Here is a 24759-nt window from a genome sequence, read left to right as displayed (position 1 = left end):
GCTAATTAGGTGGAGAAGATAGGGGAATAGTTAGTGTAAAACTAATTTCACTGAGTTGGGAATCAGGAATGGAAACACTTTCAACAGTGATCGCTCCATGAAGATGTTGCACTAAAGACTTCACCAAAGCAAGTCCTAAGCCAGTTCCGGGAATCCAGCGGCCTTTACCACGACGGAATTTATCAAAGATATAAGCTGCTTCTTCTTCAGATATTCCCTGTCCTGTATTTGTCACTCTAATAATAGCCTGATCAAGTTCATCTGCAACTTGGTGAGTGACTCTTACCCGAACAGTTGTATCATGCTCCGAATATTTACAAACATTGGTTAATAGTTCTTGGATAATTCGATCAAAACTTTCTACTTCTGTTTGCAGCTTTAAAGGCTGATTCGGTAATTCTACGGAAATACTTAATTCTTTATCTATAAATTGTTGATCAAAGGAAGTGAGGAGGTTTTGAATCTTAGTATTTAAATCTAGACTTTCAAATTGTGGTGCTTCTTGGTGAGATTCCAGTTTCTTGAGGGTTAACAGGTCATTAATTAAGTTAATTTCTTTAGTACATTCTGATTCTAAGATGTTTAAATATCGGTCTTGACGTTCTGGAGATATTCCAGGTAGACGTAAATTACGAATAGACATGAGCATATTTGTTAAAGGATAGCGCAAGCGATCGCTAATGTTGCTGACAAATTCATCTTTGAGGTCATTAAGTTTTTGTAGTTGTTCTACATATTGCCGAGTTCTTTCATACAATTTTGCTTGTACTTCTAAACTGCGTTTGAGTTGTTGGGTCCGTTCATCTACTAAAGTTTGCACTTGTCGTAATGTTTGGGACTGAATGACAGCAACACTTAATTGAGCGCAAAGCATTTCTATGAAATTTAAGTCTGTTGTTTCCCAATTGCGGGTAGTAGCTTGTTGTAAAACTACAAATCCTAAAACTTTACCTTGACTTTCTAAAGGCATTAGCATCGTCTGCGGAAACTCTTCAATTGCAAACAAAGCAGCAGGATTACTAGTATTTTTATCTGTACAATTATTAGTCATGATTGGTTTTCCTGGATCTGTAAATAAAAGCTGACATAAACTACAATCAGATACCCAGAAAAACTGCTCCAAGTTATCTAATTCACCAATAGCGGTAGTATGTGTGTCCTTAGTCCATGCTCCTACTAAAGTTGCTTTAACCTTGGGTATTTGCTGCTGAGGAAGATTTCTAAATAATGGATCTGCATATTTGAATAAAATCAATAACCCCCGATCTACTTCTAAGGCTTGAGCCGTGGAAGTAATAACTAACTGGAGCATTTGATTCAACCCCAATTTACTCCGATTAAAGATAGTTAATTGTTGAATCAAATTGTGATGCTGATTAGCCTTGTGTAGATGTTGTTTTTGAGTAGCTAAAATCTGTAATTGTGCTATTTGCACAAAAGCGATGGCACAACATGAATTTATTGATTGTAATCCTCTAATTTCTAATTCTTGCCATTGATAAGGTTGGAATTTAATCAGACTAATTACGCCATTACTTTGACCATTAAATCGTGTAGAAATGGACAAAACAGATTTCATTGGTAGTGGTATATCTTGCCAACCACTGACTAAGGTTTTTTGAATAAGAGAAATATCCTCAATAGTTAATTTTTGATCTGCACATTGCACCACGGGTAACTCAAACAGCAATTCTTTATCAGCTAATATCTCTTTAACTTGTGATAGACCCAAAAATTGTTCACTGCACCAATAAGCCGTTATCGTTTCACCAGATGTATCACTTACTGCTGTAACCAAGCAAAAGTCTATGTTAAATGTTACTCCTATGGCATGAGCAATGTCTGGTAGAATGGAGGATGTGAGCGAACTATTAGCAATAATTTTATTAATCTTTTGTGGTAAAATATCAGCAATTTCCTCTTGGCGCTGCATCATATTACCTGAAGATGTATGTAGTTGTTGTCCATTATTTATATATTTTTGCGGTGATAATAAAGGTTTTCTCATTGGTTATCCATCTTTAGATCATACTTTTGTTATTCCTCAAGAACCATAAATTGATTAACAGTTATGGTGAAAATAATATTTGAGAGTTTGATATTGAGTGAATCTGGCATTTAGGATATCCTGTCTCTTGAAATAGATATAAACCGTAATTCCTTTATAATTAACCCGGAAATCTCATGCTTTGCATCCGAATTTACACGGTAAACCTGACTTGATCTGGGAAATTGTCTTAAATAAATCTCAAAATTGGTATTTTACCCAGTTACCAGGGTAGCATCTGGGTAAAATTAACTATAATTACTGTACTAGCCAGCTAAACTCTCAAGACACAGAGGAACCATATCACCATTCCTCGTCAATCCTAATAACATTGGCTGTTGCGATTCAATTAATTTACCCGTGAGGACACAAAACTCTTCCTGTTGCGCCACAGCAGCAATACTAGCGCGAATATCAGATTTAGAAAAACGGGGTTTCCACTCACCTGATTTTTGCTGGATATAATTCCAGAGGATATCTCGAATTAGAGATTGATATCCTTGATTACCAGCGATATCTTTGAGTTTCTCTTTCAGTTCCCGTTCTAGACGAATACTGGTAACTTCCATATCAGTTGTTGGGGTGCGTGTAATGGTCTGCATGATTTTTTCTCCTTATAAGGTATAGACAGGATAGTAATACAAGTGTAGTATGTTTAAAGGAATGTTCAATAAGTGAAATTTTCTGTGAAATCTATTTATCCCATCTCTACTTCTTCACAAGCTACCAAATGCCCCGGCAGTTGGGAATTTGCTGCTGCGGAGGTGGAGTATTCATTTATGGGTAAAAATAGCCAACATCAAGGGCAAAGCACAAAAGGCAATTGTCAGTAACTCAACCCTAAAGGGATTGAGCTTGTAAGAGAAATCAAACAAGCTGTACTGACCAGACCACCCACAAGCGATGTCGAAGGGTAGCCGTTATTTGAGTCACGACACCTCGGAATGCGAAGCTAGTTCCCCGCTCTGTCGCTGTAAGTTAAACAGTTCTAAAGTCACTGGAACAGTGCTTTCAGCCTAACAAGCTCTTATAACGCAGTCGTTGCTAACATCACCCCAGAAATGGGAGGCTCTATTGAGCAAAACATTATGCGTACAGGGTTGTGAAATTTGAAATGGTAATTGTCCCATTGAAAGTGCAATACAAAAGCACACCGAATCGAACAACTCCAAGGCGGTAATGGTTAAGCAAAGACTGACTGCCTTTATTACCGCTCGTGCCGTTTCCCTCTCAGCACGCTTTGTGACTGAGTTTCCCACATCCCGCGAAGTTTTATGATTTTAAATATCCCAACATAAATTTACAAGATTACCCAGTAAGCGTAAAGCTCAGTGTCTTTAGACCTGAGATATAAGCGACTCGAGTGACTTTAGTCACGTAAGAAATTAACTGGTCGCAGTAGATGTGATATAATAGGAGCAACTCCATAATTTAAGTATAACTAAACAGCGTAAAAACTTAACTAGATTTGTTAAGTGCGTAGTCATACCTAACGGTATTGCAGTTTAGGAAAGCTAGATTTGGTAAAAGATAAAATGTCAATATCGAGTCCGGTAGGGATACGGTCATTAACGCTTTAGGAGAATCGACCTCTATTTTTGTTGGAGTAATCCTGCTTAAACAAGTCGGCTCATTGATTAAATAATTTCAGTGTCTAAAGACGGTGAGAGTGTCAATGAATACAAAATCACAAATAGAGATCAAACGCGGGAGCAAAGAATAGGACATCAAAAGGTAAAAGCAAAAAAATGCTGTACCAAAATAAGACGAAAAACCATCAGGTCAATTGTTAACCCCCGCTATGTCTAAAACAGAAGCGAGGGTTTTTTGATAAGGAGTCAGGCTGTGATCAGCGCAATCCAAGTATTAGAGCAATCTGTGGTCGTGTTTTCCCAGAATTACTTGCCACTGTGTCGGGTAAATATCAAGCGGGCGATAGTGTTGCTAGTCAGCAATAAAGCCGAACCATTGGAATTTTCTACAGAAGAAGGTTGGTTGATTCACTCATCTAGATTTGTCCTCTCTGTACCCAAACACATTCGCTTAAAAATTACTGCGACAGAACGAATGTGGAAAGTTCCAGCGGTGAATCGTCGGGAGGTTTTGCGACGAGATCATAGCAGTTGTCAATATTGCGGTACTAACAAACATCTCACCCTAGATCATGTCATCCCCCGATCTAAAGGCGGCCGACATACTTGGGATAACGTAGTCATAGCTTGCGCGAAATGTAATTCTCGTAAAGGCGATAAAACACCTGCTGAAGCTGGGATGCCCTTGCGGAAATTACCTAAAGCACCTGTTCATCCGACTGTGACATTTGCTGAGAAGTTTTGGATTGATATGCAAGCAAACCTGGAATAACAGGAGAGCAAGAGGAATGCTGAAATTAACTTACACGGAAAATGGTTTTTATTTAGAGTGTCTCACTCAATCTCTGGAAACATGGGTAGCACAAAGGGTGATTTTGGCACTGCGTGTCAGTCAAGCTTTGCGTGTTGAACCCACGACAGCTTCCTTTTTGCTACCTCTTGATTTGCCAGGAGTAGAAAGACTGAAGACGGAATTGAAGCACCATGACAGTGAAATCATCTGCTTATCTAACTGTGATACTGAATACCTAGAAGTTACCCTGGAAGGTTCTTGGTTATGTGATGGCAATAATGATGCTGTAGGTGTATTTGTCACGACTATGAGCTATAGCGCGGAGTTTATTTTGGACAAACTTTGGCAAGAGGCTCAAGTCTGTGCTGCCGTCGTTACAGAAGTATCCGGTAAGCGTAAAGCTCAGTGGCTTCAGAGAAAGAGATATAAGCGACACGATAGGTTTTAACCTATTTAAATCTTGTACCGCTAAATATCTTGACAATCTTACGCCATGAAGAGTAGTATAAGGTTGGAGGTAAAAGCGATGCTAGTTTTTGAGTTCAAAACTTACGGGAAATCAGTTCAATTTAGCGCAGTAGATGATGCAATTCGCACCGCTCAATTCGTTCGGAATAGCTGTATTCGGCTATGGATGGACGTAAAAGATACGGGCAAAAACGACTTGCAGAAATATTGCGCTGTTTTGGCGGCTAATTTTCCATTCGCTAATGAACTTAACTCAATGGCACGACAAGCCAGCGCCGAACGAGCATGGTCTTCTATTTCTCGGTTTTACGATAACTGTAAAAAGAATATTCCTGGATTAAAGGGATATCCTCAGTTTCAAAAAGACTGCCGTTCTGTCGAATACAAAACATCAGGATGGAAGCTTTCAGAAGATCGTAAATCTATCACATTCACTGATAAAAAAGGTATTGGTAGATTAAAGATCAAAGGGACTCGTGATTTGCATTTTTATCAAATAAATCAAATTAAACGAGTTAGGTTAGTTAAACGGGCTGATGGCTATTATTGTCAGTTTTGCATTGATGTTAATCGCCAAGAAGATATAACTCCATCAGGAAATACAGTTGGATTAGATGTAGGCTTGAAAGAATACTACACTGACTCCAATGGTGTGATGATTGAGAATCCTAAATTTCTGCGTATTGGAGAAAAGATTCTTAAACGTTCACAACGTCGTGTTTCCAGAAAAGTCAAAGGTTCAAAAAATAGAGGCAAAGCTAGACAGATTTTAGGTAAACGCCACCTCAAAATAAGTAGGAAACGTAAAGACCATGCTGTGAAATTAGCACGGTGCGTAGTTCAGTCAAACGACTTGATATCCTACGAAGATTTGAGAATTAAAAATATGGTGAAAAATCATTGTCTAGCCAAGTCTATCAACGACGCATCTTGGTATCAGTTTCGTGTCTGGCTTGAATATTTCGGGAAAGTATTCAAGAGAGTCACAGTAGCGGTCAATCCGCAATATACAAGCCAAGAATGCTCTGGCTGTGGTGAAATTGTCAAAAAATCTCTATCCACCAGAACGCATATTTGTAAATGCGGTTGTGTGATGGATAGAGATGAAAATGCAGCTAGAAATATCCTAAGTCGAGGATTGAGTACGGTAGGGCATACCGGAACTTTCATGCTAGACATGAGCAACGCTTTGGGAGATAAGACCTCTACTTGTGCTGGAGAAATCCTGGACGAGCAAGTCATGTCTTTGATCAAAGAATCTCAGCGGCTTTAGCCCTGAGAGTGTCAATGAGTAAATTTCCCATTTGTAGGGGCGCAGGGCCTGCGCCCAAAATTAATTCTTACGCACGCGTACAGCGCCCAAAATTAATTCTTACGCACGCGCACAGCGCCCAAAATTAATTCTTACGCACGCGCACAGCGCCCAAAATCAATTCTCAATGCTCCATTTCCAGGAGTTGAGGAACTGTCACAAATCGGTAGCCTTGCTGTTTAAGTCCGCTAATGATTTCTGGCAAGGCTTTTACCGTTCTTTCACGATTTCCGCCACCATCGTGCATTAAAACAATAGCGCCGGGTTTAGCATCTCTGAGAATATTTTTAATAAAGACTTGATATTTTGCGCGCGGATCTGTATCTGCTGAAGTCACTGACCACATAACAACGGAATTCTTTTTACTTTTAGCATAAGTGGCTAATCCGTTGTTTAAATAGCCTCCTGGAGGACGAAAAAAGGATGTTTTCACACCTGTAGTTTTGTAAATTAGGTCATTTGTGCGTTCAATTTCACTTTTGGCTGTGGCTTCATCCATATTTCGATACCAATGATGCCAGGTATGATTACCAATAGCATGGCCTTCAGCTACAACTCGTTTAGCTATTTCGGGATTTTCCTGTAACGCACTTCCTACCCAAAAAAATGTGGCTTTCACATCATTTTGTTTAAGGATATCTAACATTTCTGCGGTGGTTTTTGGCCATGGACCATCATCAATTGTTAGTGCAATGACTTTTTCTTTATTGCTGGGTTCAACTTTATAAACTGTTTTGGCTTGATATTTTTCAGGAACGGTAAAAGTCAGGTTTTCAACTTTAGCCGGTGGCTGTGATTTGGAATTAGCTTGATTATTAGGAATAGCAAGTTTTAATGGTTCAGTGTTTGTTTTTAATTGTGGTGTAATTGAGGTGCTGGTACAAGCAGTTAGAGATAATGCTATTGTGGCAAGACTAATTATTTTTATGGTTTTGTTGTAGTTATTAATTGAATTATAATTTGGCGACATAGATATATTTTACAGAATAGGAATTTGAACTTTTATAGTATTAACAGAAAATCTCTATTTTGGTTATTAGTAGGGGTAAAGCAAGAGCTTCACAAGTGTCAACTTAACGTAAAACCTACATCCCGCAGAGAACTCAAGTTCCTTGCTAATAGCCGAAGTCATCTCAAGATGACTAAACACCGGGAAAATTCCTTAGTCCACTAAGGGTGGACTTTAGCTATTAGACAGGGAATTGATTCCCACCACGGGTGTGGAAGCCAACGGATAGGTAGGGGCGTATTGCAATACGCCCTTACTTAAGTTGACACCAATGAGCATTGCTAAATCTCTACTTTAGATATTAGATTGCTCGTTATGATGCTGATTGAGAGCGATCGCTTTATTATCCTACATTGAGAGATTTAACGTTTAAAGTTCTCAATTGAAGAATAGTTTTGCCGTTGACTATTATCTGTGAATTGGGTGAAATTCTGTAAAGAAAGGGCATTTTTTCCTTTAACATCCAAAGTGAGGAGAGTTTGAGCAAATCCTGGATTGTATATAGCCGTCCCATAGCGTGTGTTTGGATCTTGCACATTATTGCTATAGGTTGTTAGGCTCCAAAAAAAAATGTGCTAAACAAAACCTTTGGAAAAAACCAACCTAGCGTTTTAGCACATTTTTAGTTATTTTTTAGATGGGAGGGGGGGGACTTGAACCCCCACGACCGTTTAAAGTCAACGGATTTTAAATCCGTAGCGTCTACCATTCCGCCACACTCCCGAAGTGTTATCCAGTTTTTTGGGGCGTTATTCACCCGCTTGTCTGTTATACCACTAATTGCTTTTTTTTGGCAAGTAGATTTGAGAATTTTATTTGCTAACGCTAATATTTGACATTTAGCACCGAAACAAAATCTTAATTTAGCCATGTAGCTCGCGCTTAACGGCTGTAGACAACTATATCATAAGTTTCGATTTTTGGGCAATGGGATTTGGGAAGATGGAAAATAAGACAATTACCGATTTCCTCAAACCAGCCATTCAGCATAAGATAGGAAGTGAATGCACCAAATATAGTTCAAATTGCGGTAAGGAATATGGTTGTAGCACTACTGTATCTGAGTTTGGCTGGCGCTTATTTGCTGGTAATACCCATTGCTGTCTTTTTCTACTTGAACTTAAGATGGTATACGTGTGGTTCTGTGGAACGGGTGTTTATGTACTTTTTAGTGTTCTTTTTCTTTCCGGGGTTGCTTGTTCTCTCCCCGTTTGTGAATTTGAATCCCCGTCCCCGACAAATTGTTTAAATAAGTTTTGGTAGGTCATAAAACTCATGCGACGTATTGACGCGATTGGTATTGGCTTCGGCGTTTTTGTAGCTGGTGGCTTGGCTTATGTGGGTTTGCAGCTAGTAGGGTTAGATAGTCAGAATGCTGGTATCTGGAGTCAAGTTTTATTGATAGCTGGCTTAATTGGCTGGTTATGTACCTATCTTTTCCGAGCAATGGGGAATAAAATGACCTACCATCAACAACGAGAAGCTTATGAAACGGCTTTTTTGCAAAAGCGTCTTGATGAACTTTCTCCTGAAGAATTAGCCAAACTTCAAGCTGAGATGGCACAAGACAAAGAATCTCAGGTTTAGGGTTATTATTGTTCAGTTGTCAGTTGTTTCTTGACCACTGACCACTGACCACTAACCACTGACTAGCCCAAATGACTGCTATTTCTCGTTGCTTTGAAAATTTGAGACGGAATCAAGAATGCGCGTTGATTCCCTTTATTACGGCTGGTGATCCAGATTTAGAAACTACAGCTAAGGCTTTGCAGGTTCTAGATAATTCTGGCGCTGATATTATTGAGTTGGGTGTACCCTATTCTGATCCTTTGGCTGATGGTCCAGTGATTCAAGCTGCGGCTACTCGCGCTTTGGCACGGGGGACTACTTTAGAGCAAGTATTAGAAATGCTCAAAGGCATTAGTCCGAGTTTGCGATCGCCTATTATTTTATTTACCTATTACAATCCGATTTTATATCGAGGCGTGGATAAGTTTCTGGGACAAATTAAAGATGCTGGAGTATCCGGTTTAGTTGTGCCTGATTTGCCCTTGGAAGAGTCAGCAGGACTAATCAAACCAGCGGCAGAAATGGGAATAGATTTAACCTTATTGGTAGCTCCTACGAGTTCTCCTGAAAGAATAGAAGCGATCGCTCGCGCCTCCCAAGGATTTATCTATTTGGTCAGTGTTACTGGTGTCACAGGAATCCGAACCGAACTACAAGGACGAGTTTCTGATTTGCTCCAGCAAATTCGTCATGTGACAGATAAACCTATCGGTGTTGGGTTTGGGATTTCTGATGTTGAGCAAGCGCGACAAGTGAAAGCATGGGGCGCAGATGCCGCAATTGTCGGTAGTGCCATTGTGAAGCGACTGGCAGAAGGCACACCAGAACAGGGATTAGAAGCGATCGCTCAATTTTGCCAAAGTCTCAAGACAGCCATCAAAAATCCCTCTTAAACCCAAGAGAGAAATTGAGAGACAGTGTATTTTTTTGTTATTTTTTACTGGACAATTTGACTGTAATCGTCTTAAATAATAACAGCATATCTTAGGATAGAAAAAAAACTAACTAATACACTGGGTTATCTTGACTTTTAATATAATATCGAAGTAGGCAAAAAATTATGTGTGAGAGAGTGCATCAGTTACAACTGAGTTACTGTTCATTAGGATTTGAGGGGTAACAGCAATGAGTGAAAGTATGGCATTTATTGGCGGAGTCGCGGTAGCTGGGTTAGCGGCTTTAGTCTTGCTGAAAGGGACAAATACCCCTCTATCATCTAACTTTGCTGTCAGCCCCCAAATGCCGGGGACAGTCATGGCACCCCAGATGATGCAGCCCCCTATGCAGTATGGTAATTATGGGCAACCTGTCTATTCTAATCAGCCCCCAACCGCTCCTAATTCTGATCAGCGGCTAGAAATGGAAAAGCTGAAAATGAATATGCAGATAGAGAAGTTGAAAACTGACAATGAACAACTAAAGTTACAAAACCAACAATTCCAGGTACAAGCTCAAAGCTGGACTCAACAGCAATGGCAAGCTCAACAAGCTAATCAACAAAAAATGGTTACTGCACAGCAACAACCCGAACAAAATAACTGGTGGTCTTCACCAATGCTTTGGGCTGTGGGTGGTGCTACGTTGACTATTGGTGGGGGTGTAGTGGTGGCTGGTGTTCTCTCCTTATTTGCACCCAAACAGCGGGCTACCCGGACTGTTCAGGTAATTCATCCCTACAATGGACAAACACCGTCTTTAAATCCCGTGCGTCGGGCTGAGTTTTTACCTTCCTCACGGATGGAATCTAGAAGGGTGGAAACGGCAGAATACGACGATATGCACTAAGCAGGTAGGGATTTAGCAGTGCTTATTGGTGTCAACTTAAGTAGGGGCGTATTGCAATACGCCCCTACTTATCCCTTGGCTTCCACACCCGACAGGGAATCAATTCCCTGTCTAATAGCTCAAGTCCACTTTAGTGGACTAAAGATTTTCGAGATATTCAGTCATCTTTAGATGACTTTGGCTATTAGACTGGGAATATGGCTTACGCCACGCTACGCTATCATTCCCAGGCGGGACATCGGTTTTATGTTAAGTTGACACCTATGAGGCTCTTGCTTTACCCCTACGGTGGGGATATTTTTTGGGAAATACCTGATTTCTCGTTTCCCTAATCTGTGGTAGCATTCCCAGTCAGAGATTGGGAACTAGATAATAATAATTAAACGCAGATAAACGCAGATAAACGCAGATGAAATATAATCCTGGGCGCAGGGACTGCGTCCCTACAGGCTTTACGATTTGCTGATTGTATATTACTCAAGTGCATACCGCTATATGATAAATTAGAGGATTGATTAAATAAGTCGGGGATCTGAGGCTACTACACAAAATGGCAATAAAGAAAAGTGAACTTTACAGTTCTTTATGGAAAAGCTGTGATGAATTGCGGGGGGGTATGGATGCCTCTCAGTATAAAAATTATGTATTGGTTTTATTATTTGTTAAATACGTTTCTGACAGATATGCAGGTGTGGAAGATGCCACTATCGAAGTCCCTGAAGGTGGGGGTTTTCAGGATATTGTATAATATGAAAAGTATGATTAGGTGCAGTATAAATGATTGATTTATCTAAAATAGCAGAAACAACACCAGCCCAAAATATTACTTTAGCCTTAAAATTTTTATCTCATTTACCAGTAGAAGCTTACACAGCATTAAAACATATAGATGCAACAGCATCATCTGAAGATTGGCAAAAACTCACCCACCAAATAGCACGCACCTTAGTAAATATTCAATATGAAATAGCTCACCGTCAAATTATAGAACATATCAAATTAGATAATTTAGATCAGCTAGAATCTGATGATGATATATTAGCGGCTGCTTTAGAACTTACATCTCAATCATCACTATGATAATTAAAAATTTATGCTGGTAATATTCTAAATAAAAAACATAGTCGGTTTTAACCGACTTCAGCTATTAGACAGGGAATTTATTCCCTGGCTTAAATATTCGTTAAAATAAAATCAACGTCAGAGACAATATAAACCTATGACTTACACCCCAGTAAAAACCCTCACCTTTGAGCAATTTTTAATTGAATATGGGGACAATACCCGCTATGAACTAATTGACGGAGAACTCAGAGACACCGAACCAACAGGACCCCATGAAGAAGTTGCTGGAAATATTGCCGGCAGAATTTACACCGAGATTATTCATAATAAATTAAACTGGTTAATTCCCAAAACCTGCTTAATTAAACCTCCTGCTGCGTTAGCTACAGCCCTCCGTCCAGATGTCATAGTTTTAGATAAAATAAAACTTAATCAAGAACCACTTTGGCAAAAAGAACCAATAATTTGTAATGGGAATACCATTAAATTAGTTGCAGAAGTTGTAAGTACAAATTGGCAAGCTGATTATGCCAGAAAAATAGAAGAATATGCTTTTTTAGAAATACCAGAATATTGGATAATAGACTTTCGGGCATTAGGAGGAATCCAATTTATTGGCAATCCTAAACAACCGACATTAACAATTTGTCAATTAATTAATGGAGTATATCAACAAGAAAAATATCGTTTAGGAAATAGTATTTTTTCTCCTTTATTTCCAGATTTAAAACTTAAACTAGATGACATCATACCATAAAATAAATATGATTTAAGGATACGTATGGTGTGTATAGCCCTGCGGCTATAGCTACGCTAAAACGATAATGTAACGCACCAAATTCTTAACTATATAGTAGAAAACCCATATCCTGCGTCGGGGTAGGGGTAAAGCGCAATGCTAAACCCCTGCAATATCTGTTGATTAGTTTCTTGGTTGTCAAAATTATAGAAACACAGTAAAATCAAGTTATACCCTGAGTCATAAAAAAGGTATAACTAAATGACCAGCATCAAAACAGCCATTTCTATAGAACAATCATTGTATGATCAAGTCAACGCTTTAGCAACTGAAATGAAAATACCCCGGAGTAAGTTATTTGCTATTGCAATCGAGGAATATTTACACCGTAAAAAACATCATCAAATATTAGAAAGTATCAATGAAGCTTATGCAGATGGTTTAGATGAACCAGAACAAATCATGTTAGAAGAAATGCGACATCATCAAGGGAAATTACAACAAAAAGAATGGTAATTAAACAAGGTGATATATACTGGATTGATTTAGGAGAACCGATAGGTTCAGAACCAGCTTATCTGCGTCCTTATGTAGTTATTCAAAATGACTTATTCAATCGTTCTCAAATCAGGACAGTCATAGTTTGTGCATTAACTTCTAACTTGAGACGAGCTAAAGCAATTGGTAATATTTTATTAGAATTAGGAGAAGCCAATTTAGATAGACAAAGCGTGGTAAATGTATCACAAATTTTTACAGTTGATAAAGCCTTATTAACGGAGAAAATCGGTACATTATCTAAAGAAAGAATTAGACAAATTTTAGCAGGTTTAGCAATAGTAACAGAACCAGAAGAAAGGACTTTAGATGAAGATTAGACCCTCAAACCATATCTGGCATAATCAAAGGAATGATTTGATTGCGATGTTTACGATAAATGATAAAATCACTATCTAATTTTAGCAATTGCCATTTCTAAAGTGATCATTGATTTTGTTCTCCTGGAAATTTTCAGTTATGTTTTTATGGTTTGCTCAATTAGTTAATTATCTTAAATAATAACATATAAGATATTATTTGCATCTTTACGTAAAAATACTATTACACCAACAAACTAATACAAAGTAAAATATCTAAATCATTAACAACCATCATTAACAAAGAGTAACGTAATGAGTCAAGTCGGACAACCAGAACGCGCAACCCAAAACCGCGTAGTGCAATTATTCCAGCAACAACTAGATTATACATACTTAGGAAATTGGCACAAACGCGAGAATAACAGCAACGTTGAAACCGACCTACTCATCGCATTTTTACGCGATACCCAAAAATATGATCAAGACATCATCACCAAAGCCCTTCACGAACTAAATAAACTCACCACAGACACAACCCAAAACCTCTACAACATCAACAAAGAAATTTATGGCTTATTGCGTTACGGTATCAACATCAAAGCCTAAGTAAGTGAAAAAACTCAAAGCGTTTACCTGATAAATTGGCAAGAACCCTTAAAAAACGACTTTTATATCGCCGAAGAAGTCAGCATTAAAGGCGAAAATAATAAACGACCGGATATAGTTTTATACATTAATGGTATTGCGTTAGCAGTTCTCGAACTCAAAAGCAGCACCGTCAGCGTTTCCGAAGCTATCCGTCAAAACCTAGACAATCAAACCTCATTATTTATTGAATCCTTTTTTAATACAATTCAATTAGTCGCAGCAGGTAACGATACCCAAGGACTACGCTATGGAACAACAAAAACCTCAGAAAAATATTATTTAACTTGGAAAGAGGACAGTCATCAACATATCACAGAAATTTTAGATAAACACCTGCTGCAACTGTGCGAAAAACACCGCTTTCTCGACATCATTTATAACTTTATTCTCTTTGACGGTGGTATCAAAAAACTCTGTCGTTCTCACCAATATCTAGGCATAAAAGCCGCCCAAGACCACATAAACCGCCAAGAAGGTGGCATAATTTGGCACACTCAAGGTAGTGGAAAAAGCTTAACAATGGTCTGGTTAACCAAATGGATTCGGGAATTTAATCCTAATGCCCGTGTCTTAATTATCACCGACCGCGAAGAACTGGACGACCAAATCGAAGGCGTTTTTTTAGGTGTCAACGAAAACATCTACCGCACGAAAAGCGGACAAGACTTAATTACCCAACTGCAAAACACCACACCTACTTATTAAAATAATTGATAAAGCCAGAAGCCAGAAGCCAGAAGCCAGGGAATAAATTCCCTGTCTAAAAGCTAAAGTCGGTTAAAACCGACTATTTTGATTTTATTTATTTGATGTTGGATGATAAATTTAGATTGTTAATAATAGTACGTTTTAACGTACTTTCGCTATTAGACAGGGAATTTATTCCCTGGCTATATTATAACTAACTCATGACTCCTAATAAAACTATGCAAACCTATCAGATAACCGTCGGTGAAATAATTATAGATGTTGTCAGAAAGAATATTAAAAACCTACATTTAGCGGTTTATCCTCCAGATGGTAGAGTGCGGATTGCGACACCGTTACATATTAATGATGAATCTGTACGATTATTTGCAATTTCCAAATTACCATGGATTAAAAAAAATCAAAGTAAATTTCAATCAGAACTATGCCCAGAAACCATAGAATATTTATCAGGAGAAAATCATTATTTTCAAGGTAAAAGCTATATATTAAATGTAATTTATCAAAATTCTCCCCAAGTAGAAATTAGAAATAATCAATATCTGGATTTATATGTAAAACCAGGAAGCGACAAAGAACAACGTCAAAAAGTCCTTAATTCTTGGTATCGTCAACAATTAAAAAGAGAACTTCCCCCATTAATAGCTAAATGGGAAAAAGTAATTAATGTGAATATAAATGAATGGGGAATAAAAATTATGAGAACCAAATGGGGAACTTGCAATATTCAAGATAAACGCATTTGGTTAAATTTGGAATTGATAAAAAAAGAGCCTATATGTTTAGAATATGTGATAGTGCATGAAATTACTCATCTTTTAGAACGCACTCATGGGGCTAAATTTCAGGCTTTAATGGATCAATTTATGCCCAATTGGCGAACATATAAAGAAAAATTGAACCGCTATCAATTGAATAGTGATTAAGTTTCTATCAATTTTTTGGCGTTTCTGTGGGAGTGGGTTTATTTTCTTGGGGTAATACTTGTTTAGCGGCATTTTCAGCAGCTTGTTTAAACATTGGCTCTAATTTATCACGCCAGTATTTAATATTCGGGAGCTTTTCGGGATGATCTCGATAAGCTAAAACCTGATCCCATTGACCATTATCAATGGCTTTATTAATATCCTTAGCTAAAGCTTCGGCTTTTGTCCAATCATTCTGCCATTGATTAACAGTATCAACCGTTTCTTTGATTCCAGAAACAGCATTTCCTGAAGTTGATTTTAGCAGAGAAATTGCTCCATCTAAATCTCCTGATTCAAATTTTTGTCGAGCTTTTGCCACCGTTTTTTCCTTATTCTCAGCAGGTGGTAATGATGATTTAGGTGTGGGAGTTTCGAGAATAGGTTTTGTTGTTACTAGAGGAACTGGACGAGATGTAATTAAAGGAATATCATCTACAGTTTGAATAGCCAAACCTTGATCTCGCCGGCAATCAGTCCATTTCTCACGATTAGAAATTACATCAGAATGCGCCCAAGCCAAGCGACCAGATGAAAGTTTAATCTCTACCCAGCCGCGATTGGTCCGTTTACCTGTCACCTCAAATTCACTAGCTGCACCCAAGGTTTTCAAAATATTATCAGAATTGATGGCACTGGGTTCAGAACGAATATTAGAATTAGCTGCAACTATAGCCATACAATGATTTGTTGATTTGGTATTTTCTTCTTTCCAATTACCAGTTAAATTTTTGAAATTTGGGGATATATTTGTAAATAAAGCGGCTACACTACCTACTAATAATATGCCAATTAATAAAGGTAAAGGATCGGGTTTATTGGATTCTTGGGGAATATATTGTTGAGGTTCAGGTTGCAAAGGAAGATGATTAGCGGGAGAAACCGCCATTGTTTTCTGTGTAAATCTTGAAGTTAGGGGTTGAGGAGATTGATAAATAATTTGCCCAGATAGGGAGGGTTGGGAAAATTCCGGGGTGACATTCACCAATTCTTGACAAGCTTGTAAGGCTTCTGTTGCTGTTTGATAGCGTTCTTTGAAATGGTAACGCACCATTTTCGTTAAAATTGCTACTAACTCAGGATTAATAGGAATTAAATGCTGCCAGTTCATTTCCCCTGTATCTGGATCTTCTTGTAATTGACTAGCTGGGACTCCCGTTAATGCTTGAATGGCTATAATCCCCAAAGCATAAATATCACTATTAGGGCGGGGTTTACCTTGTCCCTGTTCTGTCGGCATATAGCCAGGCGTACCAATAGCTACTGTAGCCGTTTGTTGTCCGCCTACCGTGACCAAGGGGGAGCGTAATTGTTTAACTGCACCAAAGTCTACTAAAACTAATTTATAATCAGCCGCCCGGCGAATAATATTATCAGGTTTAATGTCGCGGTGAATTACACCTTCTTGGTGAACAAACTCCAGAATACTCAAAATTTCCAGTAGCATTTGCATGACTTGGGTTTCACTCCAAGGCTGTCCGGGAATGAGTTCTTCGTTGAGAGTATGTCCGTCAATAAATTCTTGGACTAAAAAAAATTCTTTATTTTCGTCAAAATAAGCTAAAAGTCTAGGGATTTGGTCATGGTTGCTCAATTTTTCTAAGGTTTCTGCTTCGCTATTAAACAGCCGTTTAGCAGTAACAAAGATGTTAGAGTCAGAATTAGCTGGTTTCAGGTGTTTAACCACGCAGATGGGGTGGCCTGGCCGTCTGGTATCTTGGGCAATATAGGTTTGTCCAAATCCCCCTGTGGCCAAGACGCGAATGACTTGGTAGCGATGATCTAGTAATTTTCCTATCATAATTTCCCTCTCCAGCTTTACAGCCTAATTTTGCCGCTAGTAATAAATATCTCCAAATTTCTCTTTCTGAAATCAGGTATCTTGAGAAAAGATTTAAATTAAAAGTATAGTTTTTTCATCGAACCAAATTGTTAATTTTACTATCAGTGTCCTTATTTACTAGCTATGCCACCTAAGATAACTAATTCTACCTCATGGCAACAAGCTGAAATCTTGATGCAACCTGCTTTTATTCGCGTGATTGATAATATTCGCAAGCAGTTGGATATCTCTGACTGGAAAGGGACTTACCAAGATGTGTTGACTTGGCCTGCTAACACTACTGATGAAACAAAAGCCTTGGTAACTCAGTTGGTGCAAGAAATGGAAACCGCAACACCAATACAAGCGGAGGAAATTAGAAAAACTCTGGCTAGTTTGCCCATGCCCCATCCAGGATATCACTTGCTGTTACAACGTGACGCACAACAAGTCAATATAGATTTGTGGGATTTGTGTTATCAAGTATGTTTTCTGAATTATAGTTCAGAGAATACAGCGGTTGATATTGATACTACTTTAATTGATGAATATGGTGATGTGGATTGGCAATACTTAGAAACTAAAACTCAAGAATTGGTGAAACAGGTGTTCGCTAGTTTACCAGTATTGGGCGAATAGAAATTGTCTGAATCAGGATATCCAGGATTTAAGGATGAGCAGGATAACCAATTCAAAAATAAATTCAACTAATTTTTAGATATGAAACTAATTTCTGAACCAGCGATTCCGGTCAAAATTCAAAAGATGAAACAACGGGTAAGGTGGAAACATTCAAGTATTCTACAACAGGGAATTGACCAAACCTGTCTGGTAATAGATGATGGCAGCCAGCAAAGTCCAGAGTTTTCGTTTATGGTGATGGGTGATACTGGGAGTAAATCCTCTTCTGTCCACCATCCCCAACGGGAAGTGGCGAAAATGATCTTAAATCATGGTAATGATTGCCGGTTTGTGCTGCATACGGGTGATGTGATTTATATGGTGGGTTCTCGTGAATATTACCCAACAAATTTTATTGAACCTTATCGGGAATTTCTGGTTGGTGGTAATCAGCCGCAAAATATTGCTTATGATCAAATGGTGTTTAAGTTGCCAATTTTGCCAGTTTTGGGTAATCATGATTACTATGATGTCCCTTTACTCTATCGGTTGCTAACTGGCCCAACTTTGTCTTTGCGGAAAATGTTCCGTTATAAAGATATTGAAATTGGTTGGCATGGATCAAATCAAGGTGATGCTTATGCTAGAGCATTTTTAGATTATTTGGCGGCAATTTCTCCAGCCGATTTAGAACAGCATTTAAATCAGCATTATATTGCTAAAACTGATACGGGTAGATGTTTACGTTATCAACCAGGAAGTTATACTCGCTTACCTAATCGCTATTATAATTTTTGTTACGGTGGTATTGACTTTTTTGCCTTAGATTCTAATACTTTTAATACTCCAGATCCTTTACCTAATAACCAATCTGGGGATAATTTCCGACGCGAATTAGCACAACGTCGTCAAGAAATTAACAGGGAAGAATTACAGATATTGGCAGAGTGTGACAAACTCAATTCAGAAAAACCTGATGAAGCAGAACTACTGGCTGAACTTAGTGCTAAATTAGACCAAATAAATGGGGTAAAAATTGATATTGAAAAGCAATTGGAATCTCATACTAATACTAATGTTGATTTTGAACAATTGGCGTGGTTAAAAGATAGATTAATTGCATCTTGGCATAATTCTGCTGTGAGGGGACGGGTAATATTTTTCCACCATCCACCTTATGTTACAGAAGGAAGTAAATGGAATCAAGGACAGACTTTAGCTGTCCGTCATCGGTTGCGGGAGGTTTTTGATGATGTAGCGAAAAGTTTAGGTAATATAACTCAGGAACGCTCGGTAGTAGATATAGTATTTAGCGGACACGCTCATTGTTTAGAGCATTTGCGGACGGTTGATACAGGACACGCAGATTCTCATATTAATTATATTATTTCTGGTGGTGGTGGTCATCGTCCTCGTCGTCAACGCCAGGAAGAAGGAGAATTGCAGGAAACTTTTATCAGTAATCATGATCTTTCTATTCGCAAAGTTGCAGATTCGTTGTTGTATGTGGGACGGAGTGGTAGTGGTCTTGAGAGGAAAAAACCTTATTCTTGTGTGCGGGTGGATGTGAAGGGAGGTTTTCCTGCTAAGTTTATGATCACACCTTTAGTTACAGAGTTAGTTGAGGGTAAATGGTGCGATCGTCAATTACAACCTTTTATAATTTAATCTTGGTATTTGTGGATAATTGGGAAATATTACTCATTTCCTATTTGCAAAACCGCAGATTAATTGAGACCTGCGGTTATTGATGATAATTCTATGCTTGAGGAATCAAACTGGTGGTTTTATTCACACTATCCCACAATATCCAGTTGATATCATTGGCTAAATCATCGGCATTATTGGTAACTTTAAAATAGAATTTATCGCCGTTTTTAAACTGCACTGCAAAATCAGCATTTTGGGCAAAAACAACTATAAAACCTCTATCCCGTAAGCAATACATTGCCCAATTTTTTAAGGATTGTTTCTGGGGTTCGTGGGGAATTGGGGGGTTAGTAATTACGTCTGCAATAGCTTTTAAGATTTTTTCCATGTTTGGATTTAATGAGGATGGCAAGAAATTTCCATCATAAACCTATCGGGGTCATAAAGGTACAGTCCTCTAGCTGTGTGAAGGGAAACAGGATGATCCATACCCATAACCAAAATAGCGAACTGACTGGTCAGCACTTGCGCGATCGCAAAAATTACTAATTTTATGATTTTGTTGATATAATATTTAGTATCCTATCTTCCGCACCCTCAACTGTCACAATCGGTTTTTACTGTTTTTTATGATGAAATGAGGATGTATTATATACCGAATCTCAATGAATTAACGGATACATGATGCCGACAAGGCATAATTTATATCCAAAAATCAAGAGAAAATCAAGTGATAATACTATGTGACACCCCAGGGTGCGGAATGTGGGTTAGTATAGCTGTTCTTCTAATTCAAACAAAACTCGATAATCACCTACTCTCAGACGATATTCTGGAGTAAAGTTAGTCAAACGTTTTACGTCGAGTAGTGATAATTATAAACAGCTATAAGTATGTTGCCGAAAATTTAAAAAATTGATATAATACCAATATAAATATTCAGGTCAAATTAATCAAAGGTAAAAACTATGACTCAAGCAATTGATAAACATATAATTCAAGAAAATATTCTATTAGATAAATTTAGAAATCTCACCAGTGAACAACAACAAACTATTTTAGATTTTGTGGAATTTATATACAGAGAAAAAACTAGATTACCAGAAAATAAAGAAGTTTCTGCTTATGATTTAGCTAAGGAATGGGCAGGTTCTGTAGAAAGTGGAATTGGTTAGTTATCTACCAAACTGAATTATAATTATAACTTAACCAATAGCAAATTCAGCGATATCTTCAACGGTAAGATATGAAAAATCTATCCCCATTAATTCTAAAATTTTCAAAAATACTTCTGTATCCATTTCCATGATTTCGGCTGCTTTATGTAAACTAATCAACCGAGATGTTAAAGCACCAAGTACAAATATAAATGTTTCTTTCTGTTCTATACTCTGGAATAATTGCACTTGAGAAGCAATTTCTTGAAAGGTAGTTGGGTGATTCATTTATTTGATACTGGTTCATGGATTAAGTCTATTTTTATAATTATATCAAATGGTAAAGCAATATTGACCTCTCCCCCAACCCCTCTCCTTGCAGGAGAGGGGAGTAAATCTTGCTCCCCCTTCCCTGGTAGGGAAGGGGGCTGGGGGGTTAGGTCTTTTCAGAACAAGTTTGATAAATTCGCATCAAAACTTGATCAATTTTCTCTGTTATTTCTTCATTTTTAAATCTCAATAAACGCAAACCTCTATCTGATAAAATTTTATCTCTTTCTATATCATATTCAATTTGTTGTTCATGAATTTTTCCATCTACTTCTATGACTAAACTAGCAGCATGACAATAAAAATCTACTATAAAACCATCTATAACTTGTTGTCGGCGAAAATGTAAACCATGCAAGCGGTTTGCGCGAAGATGTTCCCACAGAATTTTTTCTGCTGGTGTCATTTGGCGACGCATTTCTTTGGCGCGTTCGAGTTTTACGGGTTCTATTTTTTGTCCAATGACTATGTTACGAAGTCCGTCTTTTTTCGGTGGTTGGTTGTTCATTTGTGGGGTGTGTTTTTATATCGTGTTTGACCTCTCCCCCAGCCCCTCTCCTACAAGGAGAGGGGAGCAAGATTTCTCCCCCTTCCCTTGCAGGGAAGGGGGTTGGGGGGTTAGGTCGGTTTGGGATGTTGGAGGAATGCGATCGCTCTTCAAACTTCCTGTATACTAAAAAGCGATCGCTCTTTGGTTATCCCTAAAAACAGCGATCGCTTTGTTATAGTTCCTACTCTACTCAGTTAACGGATTCTGATAAATCCTGAGACAGAAGATAAATTACGAGTAAAGTTACCACTGGTATTATCTTTATTTCCTTCAGAAGTTTTGATTACAGAACTTCCTTGAGAATATGCTCTGATAATGCCAATATGATTAAATTCACCCGGAGCATCCTTATCAGGCCAATCAAAAGTAACAATATCTCCACGCATAGGAGTTACCGAACCTTTAGGACACCAAAAATCGTTTTGTTTTGCCCAAAATTTCCAAGATTCAACTAAAGCCATTGTTGCCCAAAAACCTTCAGGTTGATCTGGTATATCAATTCCTACGTTACGACAACAATAAGCAACAAAAGCCGCACACCAATTATAAAAAACTGGATCACTTCCGATATGACCTATACTTTGCATAGGTTTACGGAAAGGTTTGAGGTATTTTTCCGCTTCACTACTTGCATTACTCCAAGTAAGTCCTTTAGCGGCTTCAATTTCAGCAAAACCAGCCAATCGTAAATAAATAGGATCAGATGGATCATCAGAAAAGCCCTCATCATATTTACCGCCAAGTTTACCCCATGTCATGGGACCAACTTCCCCATCAGCCATTAAACCTGCTTTTAACTGAAAAGCTTTAACAGCATTTTCTGTGTTATTTTCAAATTCACCATTTACTTCGCCAGCATTAAATCCTAAATCATTAAGTGCTTGTTGTAAGGCTTTAACATCATCTCCTTTACTACCCCAACGCAGAATACGAGTTAAGGTTGGTAAATCAGTGGTAGGAGTAATGATAATATCAGGTGCGGTAACAGAAGGAATAGCCTTACTAGAGGGAGCAATTAAAAAGGTTTTTGCTGTAGGATATTTGCCTAAAAAATCTACAAATTCATCCGTTAGTTTGGTTTTTAATTCTACTACTTCAATAGGTTCTGAACCTGCATTAGCAGCGATAACTGGATAAGATATGCCATCTTCTTCCTTACGAAAAAGTTCAAACCATGTCACCTCTTTTTGTTTTGTTTTTGTATCAATATCGTCACCCACTCCACTTTCTGGTGATAAGGAAATAAATCCTTTTTCTTCCATTCTTTTGAGAAGAACAACAGCACCGCATTGTTGACTCACTAAATTAGGATCAAATTTTCCATCTGAAGCATATTTTCCTTTAGTATAGTGATTAGAAAAACTCCATAAATAAGGAGATTTTACGCTAGGATGAAATAGACGATGACCTAGTCCATTGTAGCCTTCAAGTTTCCAACAACTTCCGACAATACTCCAATCAGTCCAATTATTTAAGCCATCAAAAGTTAAAGCATCTTGTGCCGATTCTTCCCATGTAAAAGGTGGCTTTCCAGGTGGACGATTTTTAGGAACTTGAGTTGTTTTAGCACTTAATGGATCACCATTATGTAAATGCGTATTAAAATTTCCACTAGCTTCTAGTTGATGAATTACTGCAACAATAAACCAAGGAACATCAGTCAGTCTTTCTACTTTTTTATAGCGAGAGCGATTGTCCATAAGACGATTAACAATCGTATCAACTTGACTTAGTTTATCAGATTTGATTTGACAATCTCTGTAGAGTTGTTCATATTCTGTTCTTAGTGCTGCATTGAATTGTACCATTTGATTTGCTCCTTTGAATACAATGTGATTATTTTTAGCTGACAAAAGCTATGTTTTAATTGTTTCCTAAAACATCCTCAAAATTCACAGATATAAGTAATAACATATCCCCCTCAAAAAACAATCAGCTTTTTTTATGTATTATCATAGTTAATTGATAGTTGATTTCTCTATAGGGATATTCTGAGCATGAAACATTTATCCACATCAATTCTAAAACTTGCCAAAACATTTCTGTATCCACTTCCATAATTTTGGTTGCTTTATGCAAACTAATTAATAATTTATCCATTGGACAATTGGTTATTGAACAATATTAATTACAATCAGTAAAATTTGATATTCTTCGATGACAAGTTTAAGTAGCACAGGCTGGAAGCCTGTGAAAGTGTAAAAATCAGTCCTGTGAAATGATTAAATTTAATTCTTATAAAAAGATAACAGGCAAGATGCCTGTTCCACAAGATTTTACTATATATTTCAGGTGAGTTCATCCAGACCCACCTCAACCTACATAATATCAAAGAAGCCTGTTCTTATTAAGCCACAGCAAACTCCGTCAGTTTTCGAGTTTCTGGATCATGAAAAGCCAAAACAATATCCTCTTTTGGTACACCTTCCCTTAATAACTCAGTTGCAATTCCTTCCTCAGTCCAATCTTCCTCAATGTAAATCTTCTCATTTTTAATGCGAATATGGACAGAAATTCCCTTAATTCTTTCCTCAGTTGTCCAACCAACTTGAAACCATAAATATTGATCTCTTTGCTCATCAAAAGCTAAGAGCATTTCTATATTATCAGGAGATGCAGAGGAAAAAAGTTGATGATATTCTGTTAAGATTTTTTTGATTAAAAATCGGTAATTTTCTAACTTATCCATTTGGTAATAACCTCTTTATCTGTATCTATAATGATTAATTTAAGTTGGTTTTCATCAACAACAACTTGAATTGTTTCATCAAAATTAGCTTTATAAACAAGTTGACCAAGTGCTAAGTAAAAACGAAAATCATCAATATTTCTAGTGACAACAGTTAGATCATAAACTAACGCTGTTCCGGCAATAATAGCATCTCCTAGAGATATTTTTTTAATTTGTTTTAGTCTTACTCCTTGCTCAATTACCACTTGAGAAACTGGTAAGATTTGAGAAGCATTAAAAAATTCCTCAAAATAGACAGTAATATGCACTTTTATGGAATTGTCTAATTCTATTTTGGGAGTCTCATCAACCCATTGAATAGAATTATTTTTCAAAAT

At 37.7% G+C, this 24759-nt stretch carries 27 protein-coding genes, 1 tRNA gene and 4 pseudogenes; 20 read left to right on the top strand and 12 right to left on the bottom strand.

Annotation, left to right across the window (positions count from 1 at the left end; genetic code table 11):
• Nucleotide 1 precedes the first annotated feature (1 nt).
• Both EZY12_05715 and EZY12_05710 read right to left on the bottom strand, forming a co-directional pair.
• A complete protein-coding gene (locus tag EZY12_05715) occupies nucleotides 2–2008 on the bottom strand; it encodes a GAF domain-containing sensor histidine kinase (GenBank protein QSX69152.1) in 2007 nt (668 codons plus the stop codon).
• A gap of 305 nt (nucleotides 2009–2313) precedes the next feature.
• On the bottom strand, nucleotides 2314–2649 hold the full coding sequence (locus EZY12_05710; GenBank protein ID QSX69151.1) for a hypothetical protein: 336 nt from the start codon (nucleotides 2647–2649) through the stop codon (nucleotides 2314–2316).
• A 72-nt stretch (nucleotides 2650–2721) separates the two neighbouring features.
• On the opposite strand from EZY12_05710, the gene EZY12_05705 reads away from it, so the two are divergent.
• The 4 genes and pseudogenes from EZY12_05705 (at nucleotide 2722) to EZY12_05690 (ending at nucleotide 6173) form a co-directional block, all read left to right on the top strand.
• Nucleotides 2722–2880, top strand: coding sequence for a hypothetical protein (locus EZY12_05705; protein ID QSX70868.1), 159 nt, complete (start codon nucleotides 2722–2724; stop codon nucleotides 2878–2880).
• A gap of 1012 nt (nucleotides 2881–3892) precedes the next feature.
• Nucleotides 3893–4411: an HNH endonuclease gene (locus tag EZY12_05700; GenBank protein ID QSX69150.1), complete on the top strand. Its 519-nt coding sequence runs from the start codon at nucleotides 3893–3895 to the stop codon at nucleotides 4409–4411.
• A gap of 16 nt (nucleotides 4412–4427) precedes the next feature.
• Nucleotides 4428–4814: pseudogene (locus EZY12_05695) on the top strand (hypothetical protein).
• A 144-nt stretch (nucleotides 4815–4958) separates the two neighbouring features.
• Entirely contained in the window at nucleotides 4959–6173 is a 1215-nt protein-coding gene (locus EZY12_05690) for a transposase (GenBank protein ID QSX69149.1), read from the top strand.
• A 163-nt stretch (nucleotides 6174–6336) separates the two neighbouring features.
• On the opposite strand, the gene EZY12_05685 is transcribed toward EZY12_05690, so the two are convergent.
• From EZY12_05685 to EZY12_05675, 3 genes are all read right to left on the bottom strand, one after another.
• On the bottom strand, nucleotides 6337–7182 hold the full coding sequence (locus EZY12_05685) for a polysaccharide deacetylase family protein (protein ID QSX69148.1): 846 nt from the start codon (nucleotides 7180–7182) through the stop codon (nucleotides 6337–6339).
• Between the two features lie 401 nt (nucleotides 7183–7583).
• Nucleotides 7584–7757 carry a hypothetical protein gene (locus EZY12_05680; GenBank protein ID QSX69147.1) on the bottom strand — a complete coding sequence of 58 codons (174 nt, stop codon included), beginning with the start codon at nucleotides 7755–7757 and terminating at the stop codon, nucleotides 7584–7586.
• Nucleotides 7758–7859: 102 nt separating this feature from the next.
• A tRNA-Leu gene (locus tag EZY12_05675) sits at nucleotides 7860–7944 on the bottom strand.
• A 301-nt stretch (nucleotides 7945–8245) separates the two neighbouring features.
• Here EZY12_05675 and ndhL point away from each other — a divergent pair.
• From ndhL to EZY12_05610, 13 genes and pseudogenes are all read left to right on the top strand, one after another.
• Nucleotides 8246–8470: an NAD(P)H-quinone oxidoreductase subunit L gene (gene ndhL, locus EZY12_05670; protein ID QSX70533.1), complete on the top strand. Its 225-nt coding sequence runs from the start codon at nucleotides 8246–8248 to the stop codon at nucleotides 8468–8470.
• 26 nt (nucleotides 8471–8496) lie between these two features.
• Entirely contained in the window at nucleotides 8497–8808 is a 312-nt protein-coding gene (locus EZY12_05665; protein ID QSX69146.1) for a DUF3007 family protein, read from the top strand.
• A 71-nt stretch (nucleotides 8809–8879) separates the two neighbouring features.
• The gene (gene trpA, locus EZY12_05660; GenBank protein ID QSX69145.1) at nucleotides 8880–9683 is read left to right on the top strand and encodes a tryptophan synthase subunit alpha; all 804 of its coding nucleotides are present in this window, start codon (nucleotides 8880–8882) and stop codon (nucleotides 9681–9683) included.
• 232 nt (nucleotides 9684–9915) lie between these two features.
• Nucleotides 9916–10575, top strand: a complete 660-nt coding sequence (locus EZY12_05655) for a heterocyst differentiation related protein (protein QSX69144.1) — start codon at nucleotides 9916–9918, stop codon at nucleotides 10573–10575.
• A 550-nt stretch (nucleotides 10576–11125) separates the two neighbouring features.
• Nucleotides 11126–11320 (top strand): annotated as a pseudogene (locus EZY12_05650) (SAM-dependent DNA methyltransferase).
• 32 nt (nucleotides 11321–11352) lie between these two features.
• Complete coding sequence (locus EZY12_05645; protein ID QSX69143.1) at nucleotides 11353–11655, top strand: hypothetical protein; 303 nt, start codon at nucleotides 11353–11355, stop codon at nucleotides 11653–11655.
• A 139-nt stretch (nucleotides 11656–11794) separates the two neighbouring features.
• The gene (locus EZY12_05640) at nucleotides 11795–12397 is read left to right on the top strand and encodes a Uma2 family endonuclease (GenBank protein QSX69142.1); all 603 of its coding nucleotides are present in this window, start codon (nucleotides 11795–11797) and stop codon (nucleotides 12395–12397) included.
• Nucleotides 12398–12640: 243 nt separating this feature from the next.
• Nucleotides 12641–12895, top strand: coding sequence for a ribbon-helix-helix protein, CopG family (locus EZY12_05635; GenBank protein ID QSX69141.1), 255 nt, complete (start codon nucleotides 12641–12643; stop codon nucleotides 12893–12895).
• On the top strand, nucleotides 12889–13257 hold the full coding sequence (locus EZY12_05630) for a type II toxin-antitoxin system PemK/MazF family toxin (protein QSX69140.1): 369 nt from the start codon (nucleotides 12889–12891) through the stop codon (nucleotides 13255–13257). The genes EZY12_05635 and EZY12_05630 overlap by 7 nt, the downstream gene beginning before the upstream one ends.
• Nucleotides 13258–13551: 294 nt before the next feature.
• Nucleotides 13552–13845 (top strand): hypothetical protein, encoded by a 294-nt coding sequence (locus EZY12_05625; protein ID QSX69139.1) that lies wholly within the window; start codon nucleotides 13552–13554, stop codon nucleotides 13843–13845.
• Nucleotides 13846–13872: 27 nt separating this feature from the next.
• A pseudogene (locus EZY12_05620) lies at nucleotides 13873–14157 on the top strand (type I restriction endonuclease subunit R).
• A gap of 249 nt (nucleotides 14158–14406) precedes the next feature.
• Nucleotides 14407–14592, top strand: coding sequence for a hypothetical protein (locus EZY12_05615; GenBank protein ID QSX69138.1), 186 nt, complete (start codon nucleotides 14407–14409; stop codon nucleotides 14590–14592).
• Nucleotides 14593–14813: 221 nt separating this feature from the next.
• Nucleotides 14814–15521, top strand: a complete 708-nt coding sequence (locus EZY12_05610; GenBank protein ID QSX70532.1) for a M48 family metallopeptidase — start codon at nucleotides 14814–14816, stop codon at nucleotides 15519–15521.
• A gap of 7 nt (nucleotides 15522–15528) precedes the next feature.
• Here EZY12_05610 and EZY12_05605 read toward each other — a convergent pair whose 3' ends face one another.
• Nucleotides 15529–17361, bottom strand: a complete 1833-nt coding sequence (locus EZY12_05605) for a protein kinase (GenBank protein ID QSX69137.1) — start codon at nucleotides 17359–17361, stop codon at nucleotides 15529–15531.
• 165 nt (nucleotides 17362–17526) lie between these two features.
• On the opposite strand from EZY12_05605, the gene EZY12_05600 reads away from it, so the two are divergent.
• Nucleotides 17527–18021, top strand: a complete 495-nt coding sequence (locus EZY12_05600) for a hypothetical protein (protein ID QSX69136.1) — start codon at nucleotides 17527–17529, stop codon at nucleotides 18019–18021.
• 81 nt (nucleotides 18022–18102) lie between these two features.
• Nucleotides 18103–19671: a metallophosphoesterase gene (locus tag EZY12_05595; GenBank protein QSX69135.1), complete on the top strand. Its 1569-nt coding sequence runs from the start codon at nucleotides 18103–18105 to the stop codon at nucleotides 19669–19671.
• A 91-nt stretch (nucleotides 19672–19762) separates the two neighbouring features.
• On the opposite strand, the gene EZY12_05590 is transcribed toward EZY12_05595, so the two are convergent.
• Nucleotides 19763–20041 carry a hypothetical protein gene (locus EZY12_05590; GenBank protein QSX69134.1) on the bottom strand — a complete coding sequence of 93 codons (279 nt, stop codon included), beginning with the start codon at nucleotides 20039–20041 and terminating at the stop codon, nucleotides 19763–19765.
• Between the two features lie 580 nt (nucleotides 20042–20621).
• On the opposite strand from EZY12_05590, the gene EZY12_05585 reads away from it, so the two are divergent.
• Nucleotides 20622–20828, top strand: coding sequence for a hypothetical protein (locus tag EZY12_05585; GenBank protein ID QSX69133.1), 207 nt, complete (start codon nucleotides 20622–20624; stop codon nucleotides 20826–20828).
• 30 nt (nucleotides 20829–20858) lie between these two features.
• Here EZY12_05585 and EZY12_05580 read toward each other — a convergent pair whose 3' ends face one another.
• From EZY12_05580 to EZY12_05560, 5 genes and pseudogenes are all read right to left on the bottom strand, one after another.
• On the bottom strand, nucleotides 20859–21098 hold the full coding sequence (locus EZY12_05580) for a hypothetical protein (GenBank protein ID QSX69132.1): 240 nt from the start codon (nucleotides 21096–21098) through the stop codon (nucleotides 20859–20861).
• Between the two features lie 148 nt (nucleotides 21099–21246).
• Nucleotides 21247–21648, bottom strand: coding sequence for a DUF559 domain-containing protein (locus EZY12_05575; protein QSX69131.1), 402 nt, complete (start codon nucleotides 21646–21648; stop codon nucleotides 21247–21249).
• A 236-nt stretch (nucleotides 21649–21884) separates the two neighbouring features.
• Nucleotides 21885–23498 carry a peptidoglycan-binding protein gene (locus EZY12_05570; protein QSX69130.1) on the bottom strand — a complete coding sequence of 538 codons (1614 nt, stop codon included), beginning with the start codon at nucleotides 23496–23498 and terminating at the stop codon, nucleotides 21885–21887.
• A 539-nt stretch (nucleotides 23499–24037) separates the two neighbouring features.
• Nucleotides 24038–24379: a XisI protein gene (locus EZY12_05565; protein QSX69129.1), complete on the bottom strand. Its 342-nt coding sequence runs from the start codon at nucleotides 24377–24379 to the stop codon at nucleotides 24038–24040.
• Nucleotides 24367–24510: pseudogene (locus EZY12_05560) on the bottom strand (XisH protein). The gene EZY12_05565 and the pseudogene EZY12_05560 overlap by 13 nt, the downstream one beginning before the upstream one ends.
• Nucleotides 24511–24759 lie beyond the last annotated feature (249 nt).

The organism is Dolichospermum sp. DET69 (genome assembly GCA_017355425.1).
Lineage (GTDB): Bacteria > Cyanobacteriota > Cyanobacteriia > Cyanobacteriales > Nostocaceae > Dolichospermum.
Note: the sequence above shows the minus strand (reverse complement) of the source record. Positions and strands in the feature narration are given on the sequence as shown.